We start from the raw sequence: 20,916 nt of genomic DNA on the forward strand, positions 1-20,916 counted from the left end.
CGCCAAATGGCCCGAGTAACGCATAGCCCTTCTTTTTACATCGTGGTGCGTGCATTTAGCATTGCCACACAGGACCAAAATTTAACGACAGTGCGGCGCGCGGCATCACGGCCTCCGTGCAGGGACTTTTGGCAGCCTCACTCAGCCGTGACTGGACCAGGCAAGCTTCGGCTCTATGTTGCCGCGGGGGGCCGACGAGGAGCGCGCCATGACAACATCTGCCGGACCCACTTCCACCGAGCCTGTCATTACCCAGGCGATGATCGATGCCTATGATGAATACACGCATCTGACGCTCGACCGGCGGCGCTTCATGGAGCAATTGACCAGGCTTGCCGGATCGGGTGCGGCAGCGGCCGCGATCGCGCCGCTGCTGGCGGCGAACTCGGCCCAGGCGGCAATCGTGGCGGAAGACGATCCGCGTGTGAAAGGCGAGGACATCAGGTATCCCGGCAGCGGCGGCCAGATGAAGGGCTATCTGGTCAGGCCGGCGGACCAGACCGGCAAACTCGGCACCGTCATCGTGGTGCATGAGAACAGGGGCCTCAACCCGCATATTCGCGATGTGGCGCGGCGCGTGGCGCTGGAAGGGTTCGTAGCCCTCGCACCGGACTTCATGACACCCCTCGGCGGCACGCCGGGCGATGAAAACAGGGCACGTGACCTGTTTTCCCAGCTCGATCCAGCACAGGTCGCCGCCAATGCCGTGGCAACGGTCGCCTACCTCAAGGGCTACAAGGACGGCAACGGCAAGGTCGGCGCCGTCGGCTTCTGCTGGGGCGGCGGCACGGTGAACATGCTGGCCGTCAACGCGCCGGACCTCGCCGCCGCCGTCGCCTATTACGGCATGCAGCCGAAGGCCCAGGACGTGCCGAAGATCAAGGCCGCGCTCATGCTGCATTATGCCGGGCTCGACACCCGCACCAATGCCGGCATCGACGCCTTCAAGAAGGAACTCGACGCGGCCCATGTCGAATACTCGGTCTATGTCTATGAAGGCGCCAACCATGCCTTCAACAACGACACGTCGGCGGCCCGCTACGACAAGAAGGCGGCCGATCTCGCCTGGGGCCGGACGATCGCCTTCCTCAAGGAGAAGCTGGCCTGATCAGGCGGGCGCCGGTTTGTGAAATGCAACGCCGGCCACCACCAGCGCGATGCCGATGCAGTTGGTGAGGCTCGGCACCTGCCGCAGCACAATGACGCCGATCAACGTCGCGGTGACCGGCAGCAAAGACAGCATGAGCGCGAAGCTGGAGCGCGGCAGCCGCGACATGGCAAGCTGGTCGCAAACATAGGGAATGACCGACGAGCAGATGCCAACGCCGACCGCTGCAAGCAGCAGCGGCGGCGCCGAGAAAGCCGGCAGTGCATCGGCAAAACCGATCGGCAGTACGACGAGAAGGGCGACCGCCATGGCGGCACCCAGCCCGGCGATGCCGTCGCCGGCGCCGGCGCGCGCGACGCGGTGGCCGAGCACGATATAGCCAACGAACAGCGCGCCGTTGAGGAAGGCCCAGAACAGGCCGACCGGGTCGCTCGACCATTTGACGTCGATGAGCAGCAAGGTGCCGGCGACGGCGATGGCAAGGGCGGCGAGATTGCGCGGGCTTCTGAGGCCGACAAGCGCGACGCCGATAGTGCCGACGAATTCGATTGCCGCCACCAGCGAGATCGGCAGCCGGTCGAGCGCCAGGTAAAACGAGCAGTTCATCACCCCAAGGCAGACGCCGAAAGGCACAAGCAACAATCGCGTCGAGCGATCGGCGCGGGCGAAGACCGCCCATGGCCGGGTCAATGGGGCCAAGACGAGTGCAGCGGTGGCGATGCGCAGCCAAGCCATGCCGAGCACGCCGACATGCGGGAACAGCAGCACCGCGAAGGCCGGTCCGAGATAGTGGAACACGGCGCTGACGCCGAACCAGAGATGCGGCGGGACCGCGTTTGCCAAGGTAAAGGCGGGGCCGGCGAGTGCCGGACTTGCTGCCGGGGCTTGCGTCCGATCTTGCATGGGATCAGTATCGCAGGCGATTTTTGCCATTGATATGGATGATGGCCTGGCATTGCGGCCATTTCCTTTCCGAAAGCAAGGAGCATTCCGCTGAAGCGCCTTCGAAATGAAAATAGCGATCTGGACCCGGCAGACCTGAAAATCCTGCGCCTGCTGGAGAAGGATGCGCGCACCAGCACCGCCGAACTGGCGCGCTCGGTCGGCCTGTCGGCGCCGAGCGTTGCCGAGCGCATCAAGCGGCTGCAGGAAAGCGGCGTGATCGAGGCCTATACGGTGCGCATCAATCCGGCCGCACTGGGCATGAAGCTGTCGGCATGGCTGCGCATCAGGCCGGTGCCGGGACAGCTCGCCGTGGTGGCCGACATCATCCGCGACCTGCCGGAAATCGCCCAATGCGACCGGGTGACCGGCGAGGACTGCTTCATCGCGCTGGCGCATGTCGGCTCGGTTGCCGAGCTCGAACGGGTGATCGACAGGATCATTCCCCATGCGATGACCAATACGGCGATCATCCAGTCGTCGCCGGTGGTGCCGCGATCGCCGCTGGGTGCGGTGAAGCGGCTGCCTTGAGGGTTGGGGTCGTTCGTCAGCCAGCACATCATCAGAAATGCAAACCGGACGGCCGGTCTGTTTCTTCCCGCACCGTTCAGGCGTGGCCGCGTTTAATCCGCGCCTGCTTCAGGATGGCGCGCCAGCGGATCATAGCGAAGGGGATCGGCTCGTTGTTGTTGGCAATGTGGAAGATCTCGTTGTTGAGGTTCTTCAGCGAGCGCCAGAAATCATAGTCGGTGATGCGTGGATCAGCCGCCAGCCTGTCCGCCTCGACCTTGATGTCGGTTTTCATGCACGTTCCCCGAACCGCTGCTGCTCCGCCGCCCGTATCGCAATTCGATGCGGACGGTTTTCCAACGCCGCGCTGAGTCGTTCAACGTCTCAATTCGGCTTGTTCACGTTAAAACCTCGGTAAGGTTAACGGCGGTTGGACTGCGGTTCAAGCCGACTTACGACGAATACCGATCGAGCGACCGGCGCGCTCCGGCATCGGCAGCGCGGCATGGGCGGCGCGCATCGCTTCCACCTTGGCCAGGACGTCGGCGGGGAAGGGCGCGACCTTTGGACCAGCCATGTCGACGTGCAGCGACAGCGTTTCGGAGGTGGCGGCGAGCCAGCCGTCGAGATGGCGGATTTCCTGATAGGCCCTCAGCCGCTTCTCGTCATGGTCGAGGAGTTGGAACGAGACCGTGACCTTGTGGTCGAGATGCAGTTCCTGGACGTAGCAGACATGGACTTCCGCGGTGTAGATGGTCAGCCGTCGTTCTTTCACATAATCCGGCCCCATCCCCATCATCTCGAAGGCTTCGTCGGAGCAACGGTCGAACAGCACGTTGTAATAGGCCATGTTGAGATGGCCGTTGTAGTCGATCCAGGCCTCTTCGATGTCCATGGCGCGAGAGAAGAAAGGGGCGGGGATGGGCATCGGAAACTTCCTTCTCGTCATGCCGGGGTGAGCGTGGACTGGACAGAGCGTGGTTGGTGAGACTACGCATCCCTAGATGCAGAACAAGGGTGGACGCTGGTCCATTCGCGGAGGAATCGATGGCTCTAAGCGACCTCAATCCGGTCGAGCGCAATGAAGAAGGGATCGCCGCCGTACTCGGCATCCTCAAGCAGCGGCTCGGCGAGCGATTCCAGACCGGCCAGGCGATCCGCGCCCAGCACGCGCACACCACGACCTATATCCCGACGCAGGCGCCGGACGGCGTCGCCTTTGCCGAGACGACGGAGGAGGTGCAGGAGATCGTGCGCGCATGCGCGGCACATCGCGTGCCGGTGATTGCCTTCGGCGTCGGCTCTTCGCTGGAAGGCCACACCAATGCGCCGGGCGGCGGCATCTCGCTCGATACGTCACGCATGAACCGCATCATTGCGGTCAATCCGCAGGATCTCGATTGCACCATCGAGCCCGGTGTGACGCGCGAGGATCTGAACCGGCACCTGCGCGACACCGGCCTGTTCTTTCCGATCGATCCGGGCGCCAACGCCTCGCTCGGCGGCATGGCTGCGACGCGTGCGTCGGGCACCAACGCGGTGCGCTACGGCACGATGCGCGAGAACGTCCTGTCGCTGACGGCGGTGATGGCCGACGGCGAAGCAGTGACGACCGGCAAGCGCGCCAAGAAAAGCTCGGCCGGCTATGATCTGACGCGGCTGCTGATCGGCTCGGAAGGCACGCTTGGCATCATCACCCAGCTGACCTTGAAGCTGCAGGGCATTCCGCAGGCGATTTCAGGCGGCGTCTGTCCGTTTCCCAGCCTCGAGGCGGCGTGCAACGCAGTGATCGCAACCATCCAGATGGGCATTCCGGTGGCGCGCATCGAACTGGTCAACGCACTGCAGATGCGGGCGATGAAGACCTATTCGAAGCTCGACTATCCGGAGAGCCCCTGCCTGTTCGTCGAGTTCCACGGCAGCGATGCCAGCGTCGCCGAACAGGCCGAGACCTTCGGCATAATCGCCGAGGAAAATGGCGGCGGCCCGTTCCTGTGGACCAGCGTCGCCGAAGAGAGGACGAAATTGTGGAAAGCCAGGCACGACGCTTACTGGTCGTCGCTGACGCTGCGGCCAGGCGCCAAGGGCCTCTCCACCGATGTCTGCGTGCCGATCTCGCGCTTTGCCGAATGTGTCACCGAGACCGAGGCGGATATCGCCGAGATGGGCCTGATCGCGCCGATCGTCGGCCATGCCGGCGACGGCAATTTCCATGTGCTGGTGCTGATGGACGTGGACGATCCGAAGGAGATCGCATTGGCGGAAAAATTCGTGGCGCGGCTCAATATGCGCGCCATCGCCATGGACGGCACCTGCACCGGCGAGCATGGCATAGGGCAAGGCAAGATCGGCTTCCTGCGGCATGAGCTTGGCCATGGCGTCGACATCATGCGCACGATCAAGCAGGCGCTCGATCCGCTGAACATCATGAACCCGGGCAAGATATTGCCGGCAATCGGGAAATAACGGCGATGGCCGCAGGCGAGGCTCTTCTGCCCATCGAAGCACCGCCTCTTTCCGCCGGTGCACCACTACCTCACGTCTTTGCCGACGAAGACAAGTTGCTGGTCGCCTATATCGTCAACAAGACGGATCCGTCATTCGATGGGACGAATCCGCGCTCGGTTTCGCCTGTAACCAACGGCCAATCGATTGCGATCCTGACGGCAAAGCCTTGCCTGGCACTTCAATTCGGCCTGCCGAACGATGAGGCCTTGAGCGGCCATCGGCTCTACAAACTGGGCTTGCAGCCCTATGCTGCATTTGAGGTACTCAACTCGTCATGGATCGGTTCGCTGGAACATGCAAATCGAGTTCACAGTTCTCATCGGCCTGGGCTGTTTTCTGGCTATCGGCACTTCATCTTCACTTTCCACGACTCGACGCTTGAATTTGTCGCGGAGAGCTTTTCGATGAACTGTCGCGACGGGTCGGTTCTGACCTCGTTTATGGCGGCCATCAGTCCCAGCGCCACGGCGCTGCCAGACAAACGAATACGGCTTCTCGACCGGCTTTGGCGACGCGATTGATCCGCTGGTCCATCAGCCTTGACCGCAGCGACATTTGGTCGGAGACTCCGGACGTTGCCAATGCCTGAAACCAGGGCAAACGTGGCAAACGGAGGAGCAAGCAACATGGCGATTTCACGCAAGGAAGAGGCTCGGGCGCTGAGCGCCGACGAACGTGCTCTCGTCGAGAAGTCGCACCATCCAACGGTACAGCATCTTGCCGACGCCGAACTTGCCAGCCTGGTCAAGCTCCTGAGGGAACGGCGCGACAAGGCCCAGACCGAGGCGCATCGCCGCCGCCGCGAAATCCGCGGCAAGGGCACGCCAAAGGGCGCCGGCGCCTCGAAGGCCGATGGAGTTCGCAGTTGAAGCTGGCGGTTCTGGCAATGACCATGCGGCGGCTCAATGGCGAGGCCGAACGCCGCCGTCAAATGGCAGCGCGTGTTTCGCTGGTCGAGAATGCACGCAAGGCGCTGTCCATGAAGCAGGGCGCTGCGGCAGACGGTCCCGAGTTCAACACGCGCACCGCGCACAAAGGCATGCGCGCGATCGTGAGCCGGCGGCCTGAGAATCTGATCCGCCCGATGGAACTCGGCCGGCAGCGGCAGGCGGCAAAGGTGGCGCAGGCAAAGCGCGACGCACGCTGAGTTTTCCTGCCCGCCTTCTTTTGCCCTGGAAGCCTGTCCGGCGGGAATTGCCTCTTTATCGACACGCTGATGCGGGTAGAGTGCGGCTGAATTTCAACCAATCGCTTCGGAGTTCATGCTCGCACGCCTGTTCGTGATCTTCGGTGGGCTTCTTGTGCTGGTGCTGTGTGCGGCGCTGGTGGTGCCGTACTTTGTCGACTGGACGGGTTACCGTGCCGATTTCGAGCGCGAGGCGAGTGCCGTTCTCGGCCGCAAGGTGACCGTGCGAGGCGATGCAACGGCAAGGCTGCTGCCGTTTCCCTCGGTGACGTTCTCGAACGTCGCCGTTGCCGGTGGCCCCAACGGCCATCCGGCGATGACCGTCGAAACCTTTTCGATGGATGCAGAACTCGCGCCATTCCTGCGCGGTGAAGTGCTGATCTTCGACATGCGCCTGGTGCGGCCGAAGGCGACCATCGACATCGCCGCCGACGGCACGGTCGACTGGACGATACGGCCGTCCTCGCCCTTCGATCCCGGCCAGATCTCCATCGAGAAGCTGACGGTTACAGAAGGACAGATCGCGCTCAGCCACGCCGCCGGCGGGCGCAGCCATCTTATTTCCGAGATCAACTCGACGATCTCTGCCAAGTCGCTGGCCGGCCCCTGGCGGATGGACGGTTCGCTGTTGCTGGACGGGTTGCGGACCACGATCGCCGTTTCCACCGGCAAGGCCGAACCAGACGGGCAAATGCGGCTCAGGCTCAAGGCCGATCCGGACGCCTATCCGCTAGTCGTCGAGACCGACGGCAATGTGGGCCTCGTCGAGGGCGCCGCGGTCTATTCGGGCCAGTTCAAGATATCGGGTGCAGACCGGGCTGCGGCGCTGCCGCGCGGCACCGGCGGCGAGGCGCTGAAAGTCAGCGCCGGCAAACCGGACCCGGGCTTCAGGCTGAACGGCAAGTTTTCGCTCGACCACCAGAAGCTCGGCGTCGACGAATTCCGCTTCGAGACCGGGCCGCTCGACAATCCCTACACCGCCGACGGCAAGGCTGCGGTCGACCTTGGGCTGAAGCCGCATTTCTCGATCGAGGCCAATGGCGCGCAGGTGCAGTTCGACGAAGCGGTGGGGGCGGCGGCCGGTGCCGGACTGACGCTATCGGAGCGGGTGGCGGCGCTCGAGCAGGCGCTGCTCGATCTGCCGAAGTCGACCATACCGGGCACGGTCGAGGTGAAACTGCCGGCGGTGGTGGCAGGCGATACCACCGTTCGTGACGTGCACCTGTCCGCCGAGCCGGCCGAGGGTGGCTGGGCGGTAAAATCGCTGGCCGCCACGCTGCCCGGCCGCGCCAAGCTGGAAGCCAAAGGCATGGTCAGCGTCGAGGACCGTTTCGGTTTCACCGGATCGCTGCTTCTGGCGGTCGCGCAGCCCTCCGGCTTTGCCGCCTGGCTGTCGAAGGACGTCGACGAGGCGATCCGCCGCTTACCGGCCGCCGGCTTCAAGGCCAAGGTGGATTTGAGCGAAAAACACCAGGCCTTCAGCGATCTCGAGCTCATCCTCGGCAAGGCAAAGTTCTCCGGCCGCATCGATTCCAGCCAGCCCGACGACACTCGTCCATCGGTGCTGATGCAACTGGAAGGCGGCGAACTCGACGTTGATGGGCTCGCCGCCTTCGCCTCGATCTTCGTCAGCGACAAGGGCGCCAACCGCTTTTCCGACCGCGACCTCGATTTCCAGATCAAGGCCGGGCCGGTCAGCGCCGGCGGGTTGACCGCCGACAGCGTCGACACCGCGCTTAGACTACGCGACGGGCTGCTTGAGATCGACCGGCTGTCGGTCGGCGGACTTGCCGGAGCCTCGATCAGCGCCACCGGCCGGATCAAGGATTTCCCGGCGAGCCCGACCGGCAAACTCAACGCCTCTGTGGTCGCCGTCGACCTCAAGCCGCTGATCGACGTCGCCGTCCGGCACTATCCGGACAATGCGGTGCTGAAGGGGCTGGCGGAGCGGGCTGCTGCCTATCCCGAGCTGTTCCAGGATGCGCGTATCGACGCGGTCACGAGTGCCGCAGACAATGGCGACGGTACGACCGGACTGGCTATGAGCGCACAGGGCAAGGCCGGTGGTTCGGCCTTTTCCGCATCGTTGTCCGGCAAAGGGGCGCTCGACCGGCCTCTCGAAGCGCCGGTGACGTTGACCTTCAACGCAGGGAACGCCGACGCCACCGCGCTTCTGGCGCTTTACGGTCTGCCGGCGCTGCCGCTCGGCATGCTCGGCGAGGCGACCACCGACGTCTCGGCCAAAGGCACGCTTGGCGGCGGCCTGGCGACACGCTTCAGCCTGGCCGGCAACGACTTCAAAGCTGGTTTCGACGGGACAATTGCCGACACGCCTCAGGGCGCGGCCGCCAAGGGCAAGGTCAGCCTTGAAACGGCCGACATCGAGCCATGGCTGATGACGACCGGCGTCGGCCTGCCCGGCATGGGGACCGGTATGTCGACGTCGCTTGCTGCCGATGCCGACTACGGCAACGGTCTCCTGGTGTTGAGCGGCCTCAGCGGCGCCGTCAATGAAGCGGCGGTTTCCGGTGACGTAAATATCGACGTCAAAGAGGGGCTGCCGCATCTTGCCGGCGCGCTGTCGCTGGACGAGCTGGACCTCGATCCGATGGCGGTGATGCTGTTCGGCGACCAGGCCTTCCTTGTCAATGACGGGGCCTGGCCGACAGCACCGTTCAGCCAGAAATCCAGTCTGCCATTTACCGCCGATCTCGATCTGACGGCGGCGTCGCTTTCCGCCGGCCCGCTTGCCACCGCCTATGACGCTGCGCTGTCGCTGCAGCTCGACCAGGAGGGTATCCGCGTTTCCGACCTCAAGGCAAAATTCCTCGGCGGCGCGTTGAGTGGCCTGTTCGAGCTCAAGAACAATGACGGCACCGGGCTTTTCTCCGGTCAGATGAAACTCGCCGGCTCCGATTTGACAGCCGTGCTGCCGGAGGCCGGCATCGGCGGAAGCGGCGATTTCTCGACGGCGCTTTCGACCAGCGGCAAATCGGTCGACGCGATGGTCGCGGCGCTGTCCGGTTCCGGCACGGCAACGCTCAAGGGCATGACTATTGCCGGCTTCAATCCGGATGCCTTTGGCGCTTTCATCGCCAAGGCCGACGCGATAGGGCGCAATATCGACGCCTCGAAGACTGCCGACTTTGTGCCGCAGATCGCCGCGGCCGGCAGTTTTCCGGCGCAGGACACCGATATTGCCTTCACTATCGCCGGCGGCACGCTGAGAGCACCACCGGTCAAATTCGAAAGCCCGGGCGCGACGCTGTCCGCCGACATCACCGCCGATCTGAACACCAGCACCGTCGATGCCAAGGGCGAGATCGCTTACCGGCCCGGCGACGAGGCGCTGGTCGGCTCCGAACCGATTTTGAATTTCAGCGTCGACGGGCCGTTCGGCGCCACCAAACGGCAATTCGACAGCGAGCCGCTGGCACAGTTCCTGACCCAGCGTGCACTGGAAAAGGAGCAGCAGCGGGTCGAAGCCATGCAAGCCGCTCTGCTCGAGAAACAAAGGCTGCGGCGTGAGGTGCGCTACTACGCTGCCCTGCAAACCGAGCGTGAAAGAGCGGCGGCGGAACGGCGCAAGCAGGAGGAAGCGGCGCGGCTGAAGGCTGAGGCCGACGCCAGGGCAAAGGCTGAAGCCGAGGCTCAGGCCCAAGCCGAAGCGGAGGCGAGGGCGCAGGCCGAGGCCAAGGCAAAGGCTGAAGCGGACGCCAAGGCAAAGGCCGAAGCTGAGGCGCAAGCCCAAGCCGAAGCGGAGGCCAGGGCGCAGGCTGAAGCCAAGGCGAAGGCGGATGCAGCGGCGAAGGCCGAAGCGGAGGCCAGGGCGAAAGCCGAGGCGGCTGCAAAGGCCGAAGCGGATGCCGAAGCCAAAGCCAAGGCGGCGCAACAGGCTGCCGAGGAAGCAGCGCAGGCCGAAGAACAGCAACGCCGGAGGGCGGAAGAGGCGTTGCGGATCGCCTCGGAAGAGAAGGCCAAGCTCGACGCCGAACGCAAGGCCGCGGCGGAGCGAGCGGAACGGGCGCCACCGGCCGCAAATAACGTGCCACCGCCAAGCCCGACGCCGCCAAAGCTCAAGTTCGATCCCTCGTCGATCGACGATCTGCTAAAATCGCTGAATGGCGGGTGACGGCTCTTCCCTTATGTGTCGCGTCCAGCAAGCAAGCGCTTGAGCATCGGCTCGATCCGCCCGAGTTCGTCGAGATGAGCGGCTGACAGATCGGCGAGACTGTCGTCGGCGCGCTCGGTCAGCCGCAGCAGCACGCGGCGGTGGTCCTCCTCGTCGTGATCTCTCGCGACGAGCCCGGCTTCGCAAAGACGGTTGACCAATTCCACGGCGCTGTGATGGCGGATGCGCAGGCGTTCCGCGAGGTCACCAATGGTCACCGGCCCTCCTCCGGGAAATCCCTTGATCGCAAGCAGGGCCTGGTGCTGGCGTGGCGTCAGGCCGGCTTCCTGCGCCTGGATCTGGCTGAATTCGAGAAAGCAGCGGATCAGGTAGCGAAATTCGGACAGCCTCTGGTAGTCGGCCGGCCCGATCGTGGCGCCACGCTTTTGTGGCTTCGAAGTGTCTGCCATCGATTCCTTTCGACAAAGCCGCAAACGGGCCTTGAATATTTATATCGTGTTACGATACAGAGCGAACCAACATGGCTGGTGCCCGCCATCTTCGGTGGCACGGCCGGCGACCGATCCGCAAGTCGGCACGCCGCCAGAAAGCAAGGTTTGCAAATGAAATCCGATCATGCCAACCCCGGCCATCTGCGCGATTTTACCACCGATGCCAGGGTGCTGCTCATTGCAGGCATCGCGGTGGTGGTGGCAACGGCGGGGTTGTTTGCCGGCATTGCCCTTTTGAAGCTGATCCGGCTTGCCACGAACATCGCCTATTTTGGCCAGTTCACGCTCGCCGACCTGAAACTGCAGGATACGCCGCTTGGCTATGCCGCGGTATTTGTTCCGGTGATCGGGGCACTGATCATCGGTGTGATGGCTCGCTTCGGAAGCGAAAAGATCCGCGGCCATGGCATTCCCGAAGCCATCGAGGCGATCCTGCTCGGACGCTCGCGGCTCGACGCCAAGGTGGCAATCCTGAAGCCGTTGTCGTCGGCAGTCTCGATCGGTACCGGCGGGCCATTCGGCGCGGAAGGGCCGATCATCATGACCGGCGGCGCCATCGGTTCGCTGATCGCGCAGATGCTGCCGGTCAGCGACAATGAACGCAAGACGCTGCTGGTGGCGGGTGCGGCGGCCGGCATGACCACCGTGTTTGGAACGCCGATCGCCGCCATCATGCTTGCAGTGGAATTGCTGCTCTTCGAGTGGACGCCGCGCAGCTTCATTCCCGTGGCGGTCGCTGCCATCATTGCCGAGGTCGAGCGCACCATGCTGCATCTGCCTGGGCCGATCTTCCCGTTTCAGGGCGGCATGGAGGTTTCATTTCCCGGCCTTGCCGGCTGGCTGCTGGTCGGCTTGGCAGCCGGGCTGCTATCGGGGTTGCTGACCCAGATGGTCTACGCCTGCGAGGACGGTTTCCAGAAGCTGCCCATCCACTGGATGTGGTGGCCGATGCTCGGCGGGCTGGTGGTCGGCATTGGCGGGCTGATCGAGCCGCAGGCGCTCGGCGTCGGCTATGACAATATCGCCGACATGCTGGATGGCCGCACGATAGCAACCGCTGCGCTCACCCTGTTGGTGGTCAAGGCGATCATCTGGTCGGTCGCACTCGGCTCGGGGACGTCGGGAGGTGTGCTGGCGCCGCTGCTGATCATGGGCGGAGCGATGGGCGCGGTCCTCGCTGGCTTCCTGCCGGCCGCGGATCCGGGCTTCTGGGCGCTGCTGGCGATGGCGGCGACGATGGGCGGCACGATGCGCGCGCCGCTGACCGCCACCTTCTTTGCGGTTGAACTGACCGGCAACACCCATGTCCTGGTGCCGCTGATCGCGGCGACCGCCACCGCGCATGCGGTGACTGTTCTCTTGATGAAGCGCTCGATCCTCACCGAAAAAATCGCAAGGCGAGGGCATCACATGATTCGCGAATACCGTGTCGATCCGTTCGCCCTGACAAGGGTGCGCGAGGTGATGACCAGCGAGGTCGAAAGCGCGCCGGCGACGATGACGCTGCACGGCGCTGCAGCGTTCCTGACGGCGCCCGAGACGCGGCATCCGAGCTTTCCGGTCGTCGATGAAGAGGGCCACGTGCTCGGCGTTATCGACCCGCCGGCGATCCTGCGCTGGAGACGCGCCGGCAAGCACCGCACGACGACGCTTGGCGAACTGCTGGCCGGCAGCAAGGTCACGCTGGCCTATCCGGATGAGTATCTCGAGGGCCTCTCCGACAAGCTGCTGATGGCGAACGTGTCCCATTTGCCGGTCGTCACGCGAGAAACTGCCCGGCTGGTGGGCTATGTCGGCTGGAAGGACCTGATGCGCGTCAGATCGAAGAAGCAGGCCGAAGAACGCGACCGCTCGGCTTTGCTGGGCTTCGGCACGCGGCGCAGGAAACAGGACAGCGTCGCCTGAAGGCTACAAATTGCCGCGCTTGGCCCAGTCCAGCACATAGAGCCGGAGCGCCGAGGAGAGGTTGGCATCGCGCGGGCGGCTCTCGTCGATTTCGGCGACAAGGGCGGCGAGCGTCAGTTTTCGCACGGCCGCGATGGCGACCAGGTCGTCGTAAAAAGGCTTTTCAAGCGAATAGCTGGTGCGGTGGCCGCGAATGGTTACCGAGCGCTTTTCGACCAGGCTCACGCGACGATCCTATTCACACTTCAAGCATCGGATTTGTCCGAATCGCCGGATTTCTCGCGGCGATGGCCGGCGACGAATTTGTCGGCCTTGTCGGCGATCAGGCGGTCGCGATCCCGGCTGGTTTTGGAACGGCCATGCAGCGCCCGATTCTGTTCGGCCAGGCGCTCCTTCTCGGCTCGCGCCTTCTGCTTGCGTGCCTGACGGAGATTGACGATCTCGGCCATGTCACGCCGCCTGACGGGTCACTTCTTGCGGAAGGCGTCGAGCGACACCACGTCGGCGCCCTTGGCGCCGGCGTCGGCCGCGGCAGGCTTCTTTTCCGCCTCAGCGGCTTTCTTCTTCGTCTCGGGCTTTTTCTCGGCGACGATGGCCAGCGGCTCGGGAGCAGGCTTGGCCTTTGTCTCCTGTTCCGCCGGGGCATCCGTCTTGACGTCGAATTCGAGCTCGAAGTTGACGGACGGGTCGTAAAAGCCGCGCACGGCCGAGAACGGGATTTCCAATTTTTCCGGGACGTCGGAAAACGACAGCCCGACTTCGAAACCGGTGTCGCTCACCTTCAGGTCCCAATACTGGAACTGGATGACGATGGTCATCTGTTCGGGATAGCGCTCGCGCAGCCGCGACGACACGCGCACACCCGGCGCGCCGGTGAGAAAGGTGATGAAGAAATGATGGTTGCCCGGGAGACCGGTGCGCGCGACCTCGGCCAGGACCTTGCGCATGACGCCGCGCAACGCCTCCTGGGCCAGAATGTCGTAGCGGATGTGGTCGTCGGCCATGTGGCTGTCGGGTTCCGTTGAATCGTCCTGATAGCTGTAATCAAGCTTGAGCGCGGCGTAAACCGGATATAGATCGCCGGCGTGCGGAAGCGAAGCCCATTGGCGACGATTTGATCGTCAAACGGCTTTGATCGTCAAGCGTTGGCGAGCGCGCGCTGTTTGCTTGCCCGGGACACCGGCTGCCGCTTGCCGAAGGCGCGCAGGAAGGTGCGCACGCCATTTGTCGCCGATTGCACCACCTCGTCCTCGGTCGGTGTACCGCCGAGCATGAATGTCGTCTGCAATTCGGCATTGGCAAGCGCCATGAACTGGCGCGCTGCGACATCGGGATCGTCGATATCAAGCAAGCCGGCATGAGCGAGGCGGGCGAAGCGAGCGGCGATAGCCGGCCACGTCCTGCCCGGTCCTTCTTCGCGCCATTCGGCGAACAACTCGGGATAGCGCCCGCCCTCGGTCTGGATCAACTTGCGCAGGAATTTGCCGTCGCGGTTGCAGATGCAATTGTGATTCATCCGCACAGCAAAGGCGATGAGGTCGGCCTCGAGATCCTTCGGCTGATCGGGAAAAGTGGAAATCGTGGCAAAGATGCCGGCATTGCAACGTTCGGTGAGGTCGCGGACGATGGCAACGAAGAGTTTTTCCTTGTCGCCATGATGATTGTAGATGGTCTGGCGAGAGACGCCGGCCTCGGCGGCAATCATGTCGATATTGGCACCGGCGAAGCTTTCGCGGCAGAAGACCGAGGCGGCGGCGTCGACAATCGACATCCGCTTGGCCTCATGGCCCCGCGGCGGGAAAATGTCAGGAGAAACGTTGACCTTCATGCAAAACTATATAGAGGTGGTTGACGAATTAGACAAGCCTGTCTAAATTTGTGGACTTGCACGAAGGGGTTCCGCAGAAGAGTCGGAACTCCACGGGATGGAACGTCCTAGGGTTACACGCCGGTCCTCGGCGGCAGCCAGAATTCGAAAGAGCCTGCTATCATGAACGCCAAATTCCTCCGCATTGCGGTCGTGCTCGGCCTATTGTCCGCGATCGGCCCGTTTGCCATCGACATGTATCTTCCGGCCCTGCCGTCAATCGGCGAGGATCTGCATGCCGGCACTGCCGCGGTGCAGATGAGCCTGCTGATCTTCTTTCTTTCCATGGGCTTCGGCCAGATCGTCGTCGGACCGATCTCCGACATGGTTGGCCGCAAGCTGCCGCTCTACGGCGGCTTGGCGCTGTTCATGGTCGGCGGCGTCGGCTCGGCGCTGGCCCCCTCGATCGAATGGCTGATCGCCTTCCGCTTCCTGCAAGGGCTCGGCGCCAGCGCCGGCATGGCCGTGCCGCGCGCGATCGTGCGCGACCTGCATACCGGCACCGAGGCCGCCAAGCTGATGTCGCTGCTGATGCTGGTGTTTTCGGTGTCGCCGATCCTGGCGCCGCTGACCGGTAGCCAGATCATCGAGAATTTCGGCTGGCGCGCTGTGTTCTGGACGGTGACGGGCGCGGCCGTGCTCGCCACCATCCTGCTGGCGACCTCGCTCAAGGAGACGCGGCCGGTCGAGGAGCGCGCCGGGTCGTCCTTCGGGACGGCACTTTCCGGCTACCGCTTCCTGATGGGGGACCGCAACTTCCTTGGCCTGACGGCCATCGCCGGCTTCGGCATTGCGAGCTTCTTCGTCTATCTATCGAGCTCGTCCTTCATCCTGATCGACCATTATGGGCTGTCGCCTTCGGTCTACAGCGTGTTCTTCTCGATCAATGCGGTTGCCTTTATCGGCATGTCGCAGCTGACCGGGTTGCTATCCGAGCGGTTCGGGCTGCAGCGCGTGGTGCGCGTCGCGGTGACCGGCTATGCGACGACGATGGTGGTGCTGTTCGCGGTGATGGCATCGGGTGTCGACCGGCTCGACGTGATGGCGGCGCTGCTGTTCATCGGCTACGGCTTTCTCGGCCTGGTCATCCCGACCACGTCGGTGCTGGCCATGGAAGAGCATGGCGAGATCGCCGGCACCGCGTCGGCGCTGATGGGCACGCTGCACTTCGCCATCGGCGCGGTCGCCATGGGCGTCGCCGGCGTGTTTTTCGACGGCACGCCGCTGCCGATGGTGGCGGGCATCACGCTCTGCGCGGCGATCTCCTTCACGCTGGCCAAGATAACGCTCGGCCGCAGCCGGGACGTTGCGGAAGCGCCGGCGGAGTAAGCTTCACCTATCGAGACAAAAAGGCCGGGCGATGTTCCCGGCCTTTTCACGTTTGCGGTCCCGGTTCAAAGCAGCCTATGCCTATATGACGGGTTCAGGACATGCAGCTTCGACATCTCAAGACCTTCGTGGCGGTCGCCACCACCTTGAACATCACGCGCGCCTCCGAGCGGGTTCATCTTGCCCAATCGAGCGTGACCGAACAGATCCAGGCGCTGGAAGCCGATCTGGGCACGTCGCTGTTCGACAGGTCACGGCGTAGCTTGAAGCTGACGGCGGCGGGACAGCGCCTGCTCGACTACGCAAACGATCTCCTCGACCTCGCGGACGAAGCCCGTTCCGCTGTCGCCGACGCGAGCGGCACGCTTGCCGGTCGCCTGACGGTCGGCGGCCTGGAGACGCTTTGCTCGACACGCTTGCCAGCTTTGCTGGGGGAATTCCATCGGCGTCATCCCGATGTGGAACTGAACCTCAGGGTGGACGATAGCAGTGGGTTGCGTGCCGGCGTGACAAGCGGGGCGCTGGACGTATCTTTCCATTTCGGGGCCGTCCCGGCGGTGGCGCCGGAGCTGCGAAGCGAGCAAGTGGCAGTAGAAGAGCTCGTCACCATAATGCCGGCAAATCACCGGTTGGCCGGACATTCTACCATGACGCCCGACGATCTGGCTGACGAGGCTTTCCTCGTCACCCAGCCCGGCTGCGTCTATCGGCGGATGTTCGACGAAACGTTTGCCGCAACGTTGCCCGACCGTCCGAGGCTGGTTGGCGAGTTCGCCAGCATGGGCGCGATACGGAGCCTTGTTGAAAGCGGTCTGGGATGCGCGCTGGTCCCGCGTCTCGTGGCTTCTGCGGCTGACGCCAATATCGTCGTGCTGCCCTGGGTCGGAATCAGCCCGGTGACGCCGGTCACCATGGTATGGCGCCACCGGCGCATTCAAGCGCCGGTCTTGCGGCTGTTCCTCGCAATGGTACGCGAAATTTGGCCATTGCTAGACCAGCCGCTGGCCACCATCGACATGAAGCACGGTTCCGGTGATGAAGCCGTTATGCATCAGGGACGTGATGGCTTGGGCAATGTCGGCTGCCTGGCCGATCCGGCCGACGAGCAGGCGCTTTGCCATGGCCTCCAGCGCGGCCGTCTTGCCGCTGCCGACGACGGCATCCCAAATCGGCGTGTCGACCCAGCCGGGCGAGACGACGTTGACGCGGATCGGCGCCAGTTCGATGGCAAGCGCGTAGGCGAGTGAGCCAAGGGCCCCATTAACGGCTGCTACCACCGAGCCTTTCGCCGCCGGACGATAGGCGGCGATGCCCGAAGTCAGCGTGATCGATCCGCCGGGCGTCAGACGAGGCGCGCCATGCTTGGCAAGAAGAAGCGGCCCGACGATTTTGGAATCCATCACTTTCCGCGCCACCGAGATATCCATCTCGGGAAGCAACACGTAGACGCCGGTAACGTCGGCGGCGGTCGAGACGATGTGGTCGAGCGTGCCGACATCCTGGAACAGGCGCTGGACCTCGTCCTCGTTTGTGACGTCGGCTGCGATCGTCCTCAGCCTTTCCGGATGAGGCAAGCGCTGCCGCGCGGCCGACAACCGGTCCTCGGAGCGGCCGACGATCGTAACCTCGGCGCCGGCGGCAAGCTGCTGTTCGGCAAGCGACAGCCCCATGCCGGAACTGCCGCCAGCGATCAGGATGCGTTCGTGTTTTGGTGTGGTTTCCTGGTTCATGTTATCTCTCCATGAGGCAGCTCGCCGGGCATGACCACACGCGGCGAGAAACTGAGGCCTTGTCCCGCAAAGGCATGGAAGAAGGGAAACGGGAAGAAACGAATGCTGCCATCGGAGGTTCCGATGATGGGGCTTTTACCTCAGCCTGAGACGCCTCAGCCTGAGACGTTGACGATGCGCGATTTTCTGTGTAGCAGCGATCATCATGACGATCGCAATGGTTCTTGCAGTGGTAGGAAAGCGCACGGGCAGGATGGTGTAACCATCCGGCGACAGCCACCCGTGCGCGACAAACAGGCTCCCGACGGGGCCTTTTTTTATGCCCGAAATTCTTCTTACGCCCGATTTCGGCGATGCCCCGTCAACCCATCCTCATCACGCTACGGGACAGAACCATGACAGGCGATAATTCCATTCAGGATACGAGCAACCGCATGACAGGAGCGGAGATCGTTCTCCGCGCACTCAAAGACAATGGTGTCGAGCATATTTTCGGCTATCCCGGCGCGGCCATATTGCCGATCTATGACGAGATATTCCTGCAGGACGACATCAAGCATATCCTCGTGCGCCACGAGCAGGGCGCCGGCCATGCCGCGGAGGGTTATGCCCGGTCTACGGGCAAGGTCGGCGTGATGCTGGTCACATCAGGCCCAGGCACGACGAATGCCGTGACGCCCCTGCAGGACGCGCTGATGGATTCAGTGCCGATCGTCTGTCTGTCCGGACAAGTGCCGACAACATTGATCGGCTCCGATGCTTTTCAGGAATGTGACACGATTGGCATCACGCGATCCTGCACCAAGCACAACTCTTTGGTCAAAGACGTCAATGACCTGGCGTCAGCGATCCATAGGGCGTTCCACATCGCCCGGTCAGGGCGACCGGGGCCTGTTCTCGTCGACATGCCAAAGGACGTTCTGTTTGCGTCCGGCGTGTACACGCCGCCTTCGGACGTTGTCGCACTGAAGAGTTATCAACCGAAGCTGCAGGGCGACATCGGCAAGATCGGCCAGGCAATAGAATTGATGGCTAATGCCAGCCGTCCCGTTATTTATGCCGGCGGCGGCATCGTCAATTCCGGCCCGGAAGCATCGAGACTGCTCCGGGAGCTGGTTCAACTGACCGACTTTCCGGTCACTTCGACGCTTATGGGCCTTGGAGCTTACCCCGCCTCCGGCAAGAACTGGCTCAAGATGGTCGGCCTGCACGGTTCCTATGAGGCGAACATGGCGATGCACGATTGCGACGTCATGATCTGTATCGGCGCGCGCTTCGATGACCGCGTGACCTCGCGCGTGGATGCTTTTTCGCCGAACTCCAGCAAGATCCATATCGATATAGATCCGTCCTCGATCAACAAGAACGTCCATGTCGATATCGGCATACAAGGCGATGTCGGCAATGTTCTGGATGACATGGTTCGTCTATGGCGCGCATTGCCTCGCAAGCCGGATGAAGGCCGCCTCCAGGAGTGGTGGAGAAGGATCGCCGGCTGGCGCGCACGCAATTCGTTCTCCTATGAGATGAACAAGGATGTGATCATGCCGCAATATGCGGTGCAGCGTCTCTACGCGCTGACGAAGGATCGCGACACATACATCACCACTGAAGTCGGCCAGCATCAGATGTGGGCGGCCCAATTCTACGGCTTCGAAAAGCCGAACCGCTGGATGAGTTCGGGCGGCCTCGGGACGATGGGCTACGGCCTGCCGGCGGCGCTGGGCGTGCAGATCGCACATCCGGACAGCCTGGTCATCGATATCGCCGGCGACGCATCGGTTCAGATGACCATGAAAGAGCTGTCGACCGCAGTCCAGTACGACGCGCCGATCAAGATATTCATCCTGAACAACGGATATATGGGCATGGTTCGCCAGTGGCAGCAAATTCTTCACGGCAACCGCCTCGCACATTCCTATTCCGAGGCCTTGCCCGATTTCGTCAAATTGGCCGATGCGTTCGGAGCGGTCGGCCTGCGCTGCGACAAACCAGCCGAGCTTGACGATGCGATACAGGAAATCATCGATGTGGACCGGCCGGTGCTCTTCGACTGTCGTGTTGCCAAGCTCGCCAATTGTTTTCCGATGATCCGGACGGGCAGGGGACACAATGAGATGCTGTTGTCACATGAGGCCACAGGCAAAACATTCGCCGGTGCGATCAATGCGATCAGCCACGGGCTGGTATGAACGCCGTGGCATCTTTGGGCCTATCAGGGCGCATAAAAAGCCCGCCGGCGAGCCTGCAGCTGCACATGTCAAAAAGGGGAGAAATGGAGGTTTCTGTTGCCAGGTACCTCCGAACCCCGCCTAGAAGTGCGAACCACTAGGGCTTGAATTGAAGCTGTCGCACCGCTTACGCGGCGAGACGTGCTTCCGCATAGTTGTCGTTGGCAACTATAAGTTTAGCCCGATAACGGTGGTACAATGCCGGGCAAAAGTACGATCTTTACACCTTCGTCGATCCTATTTCGCCCCCAGCAAAAGCCGCTCCTGAACAGCGGTTTTTGGTGGAGGCGCCGGGTACCGCCCCCGGGTCCGAACGGCTTATTTCATCGCCTGTTTATCGCCATAGTCGGTCGAGCCGACGAGGCGAATATAGGGACTGGCGGTGGAAAATGAAAGGCCGGAATGCCACTTTCGTCCGTGTCAAAGTGGATCATCAAGGGGTTGACTTGCCGCCGGTCTCAACCGAAGCTTTGCGGCGGTGAGGAGACCTAGCGCATAATTTGCGGCAGCGCGCCACAATCCTCATCCACCGGATCCCGTGGCGCCGACGAGGGGAAATTCGATGGCCGACTATCTCGCAGACGTAAAGAAATATGATGCGGCGGCGGATGCCGACGCGGTTGCCAGGATCGTCAAGCATCTGGGCATCGCGCTCAGGAGTCGCGATTCCTCGCTGGTGTCCTGCACCGACCCGGAGGAACTGAAGCGCGTCAGGAACAGCTGGGTCGCCGGCAAGCTCGGCGTCACCGACGGCGCCAGGGCGGATGCGGCTATCGAAAAGACCTGCAAGGCGATGGCGGCCGACAACAGCAAGAGCCGGGTGACCTTCTATTATCTCGTCGCCAAGGATCTGGGCATGCTCGGCTCGCTCTGAGCAAACTCGCCGCCGGTGCCGGTGGGCTCCGGTGGAATCGTCTCGCTTTGCTGTGTTCGGCCGACGGTCATTCGGCTATGATGGCTGACAACCCGAATCGGAC

General features: G+C 63.0%; 18 protein-coding genes, 1 other RNA gene and 2 pseudogenes. 11 read left to right on the plus strand and 10 right to left on the minus strand.

The annotated features are described in order from the left end of the window. Nucleotides 1-208 precede the first annotated feature (208 nt). Nucleotides 209-1,108: a dienelactone hydrolase family protein gene (locus NKH21_RS07175; RefSeq protein ID WP_352863752.1), complete on the plus strand. Its 900-nt coding sequence runs from the start codon at nt 209-211 to the stop codon at nt 1,106-1,108. Here the strand turns inward: NKH21_RS07175 and NKH21_RS07180 are convergent, their stop codons facing one another. After that, a complete protein-coding gene (locus NKH21_RS07180; protein ID WP_352863754.1) occupies nt 1,109-2,011 on the minus strand; it encodes an EamA family transporter in 903 nt (300 codons plus the stop codon). Between the two features lie 90 nt (nt 2,012-2,101). Here NKH21_RS07180 and NKH21_RS07185 point away from each other — a divergent pair, with 90 nt between their 5' ends. Further along, entirely contained in the window at nt 2,102-2,581 is a 480-nt protein-coding gene (locus NKH21_RS07185; RefSeq protein WP_352863875.1) for an Lrp/AsnC family transcriptional regulator, read from the plus strand. Between the two features lie 76 nt (nt 2,582-2,657). Here NKH21_RS07185 and NKH21_RS07190 read toward each other — a convergent pair whose 3' ends face one another. Both NKH21_RS07190 and NKH21_RS07195 read right to left on the minus strand, forming a co-directional pair. Continuing rightward, the gene (locus NKH21_RS07190) at nt 2,658-2,855 is read right to left on the minus strand and encodes a hypothetical protein (protein ID WP_352466944.1); all 198 of its coding nucleotides are present in this window, start codon (nt 2,853-2,855) and stop codon (nt 2,658-2,660) included. 147 nt (nt 2,856-3,002) lie between these two features. Further along, the gene (locus NKH21_RS07195; RefSeq protein WP_352863756.1) at nt 3,003-3,488 is read right to left on the minus strand and encodes a thioesterase family protein; all 486 of its coding nucleotides are present in this window, start codon (nt 3,486-3,488) and stop codon (nt 3,003-3,005) included. A gap of 119 nt (nt 3,489-3,607) precedes the next feature. Between NKH21_RS07195 and NKH21_RS07200 the strand changes: the two genes are divergently transcribed. From NKH21_RS07200 to NKH21_RS07215, 4 genes and pseudogenes are all read left to right on the plus strand, one after another. Next, nucleotides 3,608-5,026 (plus strand): FAD-binding oxidoreductase, encoded by a 1,419-nt coding sequence (locus NKH21_RS07200; RefSeq protein ID WP_352863758.1) that lies wholly within the window; start codon nt 3,608-3,610, stop codon nt 5,024-5,026. A gap of 5 nt (nt 5,027-5,031) precedes the next feature. Further along, on the plus strand, nt 5,032-5,589 hold the full coding sequence (locus NKH21_RS07205; RefSeq protein ID WP_352863760.1) for a hypothetical protein: 558 nt from the start codon (nt 5,032-5,034) through the stop codon (nt 5,587-5,589). Between the two features lie 105 nt (nt 5,590-5,694). Beyond that, nucleotides 5,695-6,215: pseudogene (locus NKH21_RS07210) on the plus strand (hypothetical protein). Nucleotides 6,216-6,330: 115 nt separating this feature from the next. Beyond that, on the plus strand, nt 6,331-10,386 hold the full coding sequence (locus NKH21_RS07215; protein WP_352863762.1) for an AsmA family protein: 4,056 nt from the start codon (nt 6,331-6,333) through the stop codon (nt 10,384-10,386). An 11-nt stretch (nt 10,387-10,397) separates the two neighbouring features. Here the strand turns inward: NKH21_RS07215 and NKH21_RS07220 are convergent, their stop codons facing one another. Then, the gene (locus NKH21_RS07220) at nt 10,398-10,835 is read right to left on the minus strand and encodes a MarR family winged helix-turn-helix transcriptional regulator (protein ID WP_352863764.1); all 438 of its coding nucleotides are present in this window, start codon (nt 10,833-10,835) and stop codon (nt 10,398-10,400) included. A gap of 153 nt (nt 10,836-10,988) precedes the next feature. Between NKH21_RS07220 and NKH21_RS07225 the strand changes: the two genes are divergently transcribed. Further along, nucleotides 10,989-12,782 (plus strand): chloride channel protein, encoded by a 1,794-nt coding sequence (locus NKH21_RS07225; protein WP_352863766.1) that lies wholly within the window; start codon nt 10,989-10,991, stop codon nt 12,780-12,782. A gap of 3 nt (nt 12,783-12,785) precedes the next feature. On the opposite strand, the gene NKH21_RS07230 is transcribed toward NKH21_RS07225, so the two are convergent. The 4 genes from NKH21_RS07230 to NKH21_RS07245 form a co-directional block, all read right to left on the minus strand. Next, nucleotides 12,786-13,007 (minus strand): ribbon-helix-helix domain-containing protein, encoded by a 222-nt coding sequence (locus tag NKH21_RS07230; protein WP_352863768.1) that lies wholly within the window; start codon nt 13,005-13,007, stop codon nt 12,786-12,788. A gap of 20 nt (nt 13,008-13,027) precedes the next feature. Beyond that, nucleotides 13,028-13,231, minus strand: coding sequence for a DUF4169 family protein (locus NKH21_RS07235; protein WP_352844474.1), 204 nt, complete (start codon nt 13,229-13,231; stop codon nt 13,028-13,030). 18 nt (nt 13,232-13,249) lie between these two features. After that, nucleotides 13,250-13,786, minus strand: a complete 537-nt coding sequence (locus tag NKH21_RS07240; protein WP_352863770.1) for an SspB family protein — start codon at nt 13,784-13,786, stop codon at nt 13,250-13,252. Between the two features lie 134 nt (nt 13,787-13,920). Further along, nucleotides 13,921-14,610, minus strand: coding sequence for a TetR/AcrR family transcriptional regulator (locus tag NKH21_RS07245; protein WP_352863772.1), 690 nt, complete (start codon nt 14,608-14,610; stop codon nt 13,921-13,923). A gap of 162 nt (nt 14,611-14,772) precedes the next feature. On the opposite strand from NKH21_RS07245, the gene NKH21_RS07250 reads away from it, so the two are divergent. Together NKH21_RS07250 and NKH21_RS07255 are read left to right on the plus strand one after the other, a co-directional pair. Next, nucleotides 14,773-15,978 carry a multidrug effflux MFS transporter gene (locus NKH21_RS07250; protein WP_023676705.1) on the plus strand — a complete coding sequence of 402 codons (1,206 nt, stop codon included), beginning with the start codon at nt 14,773-14,775 and terminating at the stop codon, nt 15,976-15,978. A 101-nt stretch (nt 15,979-16,079) separates the two neighbouring features. Beyond that, nucleotides 16,080-16,895: pseudogene (locus NKH21_RS07255) on the plus strand (LysR family transcriptional regulator); the annotation flags it as partial. A 72-nt stretch (nt 16,896-16,967) separates the two neighbouring features. Here NKH21_RS07255 and NKH21_RS07260 read toward each other — a convergent pair. Beyond that, nucleotides 16,968-17,708: an SDR family oxidoreductase gene (locus NKH21_RS07260; protein WP_352863774.1), complete on the minus strand. Its 741-nt coding sequence runs from the start codon at nt 17,706-17,708 to the stop codon at nt 16,968-16,970. Between the two features lie 395 nt (nt 17,709-18,103). Here NKH21_RS07260 and NKH21_RS07265 point away from each other — a divergent pair, with 395 nt between their 5' ends. After that, the gene (locus NKH21_RS07265) at nt 18,104-19,900 is read left to right on the plus strand and encodes an acetolactate synthase 3 large subunit (RefSeq protein ID WP_352863776.1); all 1,797 of its coding nucleotides are present in this window, start codon (nt 18,104-18,106) and stop codon (nt 19,898-19,900) included. 82 nt (nt 19,901-19,982) lie between these two features. On the opposite strand, the gene ssrA is transcribed toward NKH21_RS07265, so the two are convergent. After that, nucleotides 19,983-20,338: a transfer-messenger RNA gene (gene ssrA / locus NKH21_RS07270) on the minus strand. Between the two features lie 163 nt (nt 20,339-20,501). On the opposite strand from ssrA, the gene NKH21_RS07275 reads away from it, so the two are divergent. Next, complete coding sequence (locus NKH21_RS07275) at nt 20,502-20,813, plus strand: DUF2853 family protein (RefSeq protein WP_352863778.1); 312 nt, start codon at nt 20,502-20,504, stop codon at nt 20,811-20,813. The last annotated feature ends 103 nt before the right edge of the window (nt 20,814-20,916 follow it).

Source organism: Mesorhizobium sp. M1329, from assembly GCF_040318035.1.
Lineage (GTDB): Bacteria > Pseudomonadota > Alphaproteobacteria > Rhizobiales > Rhizobiaceae > Mesorhizobium.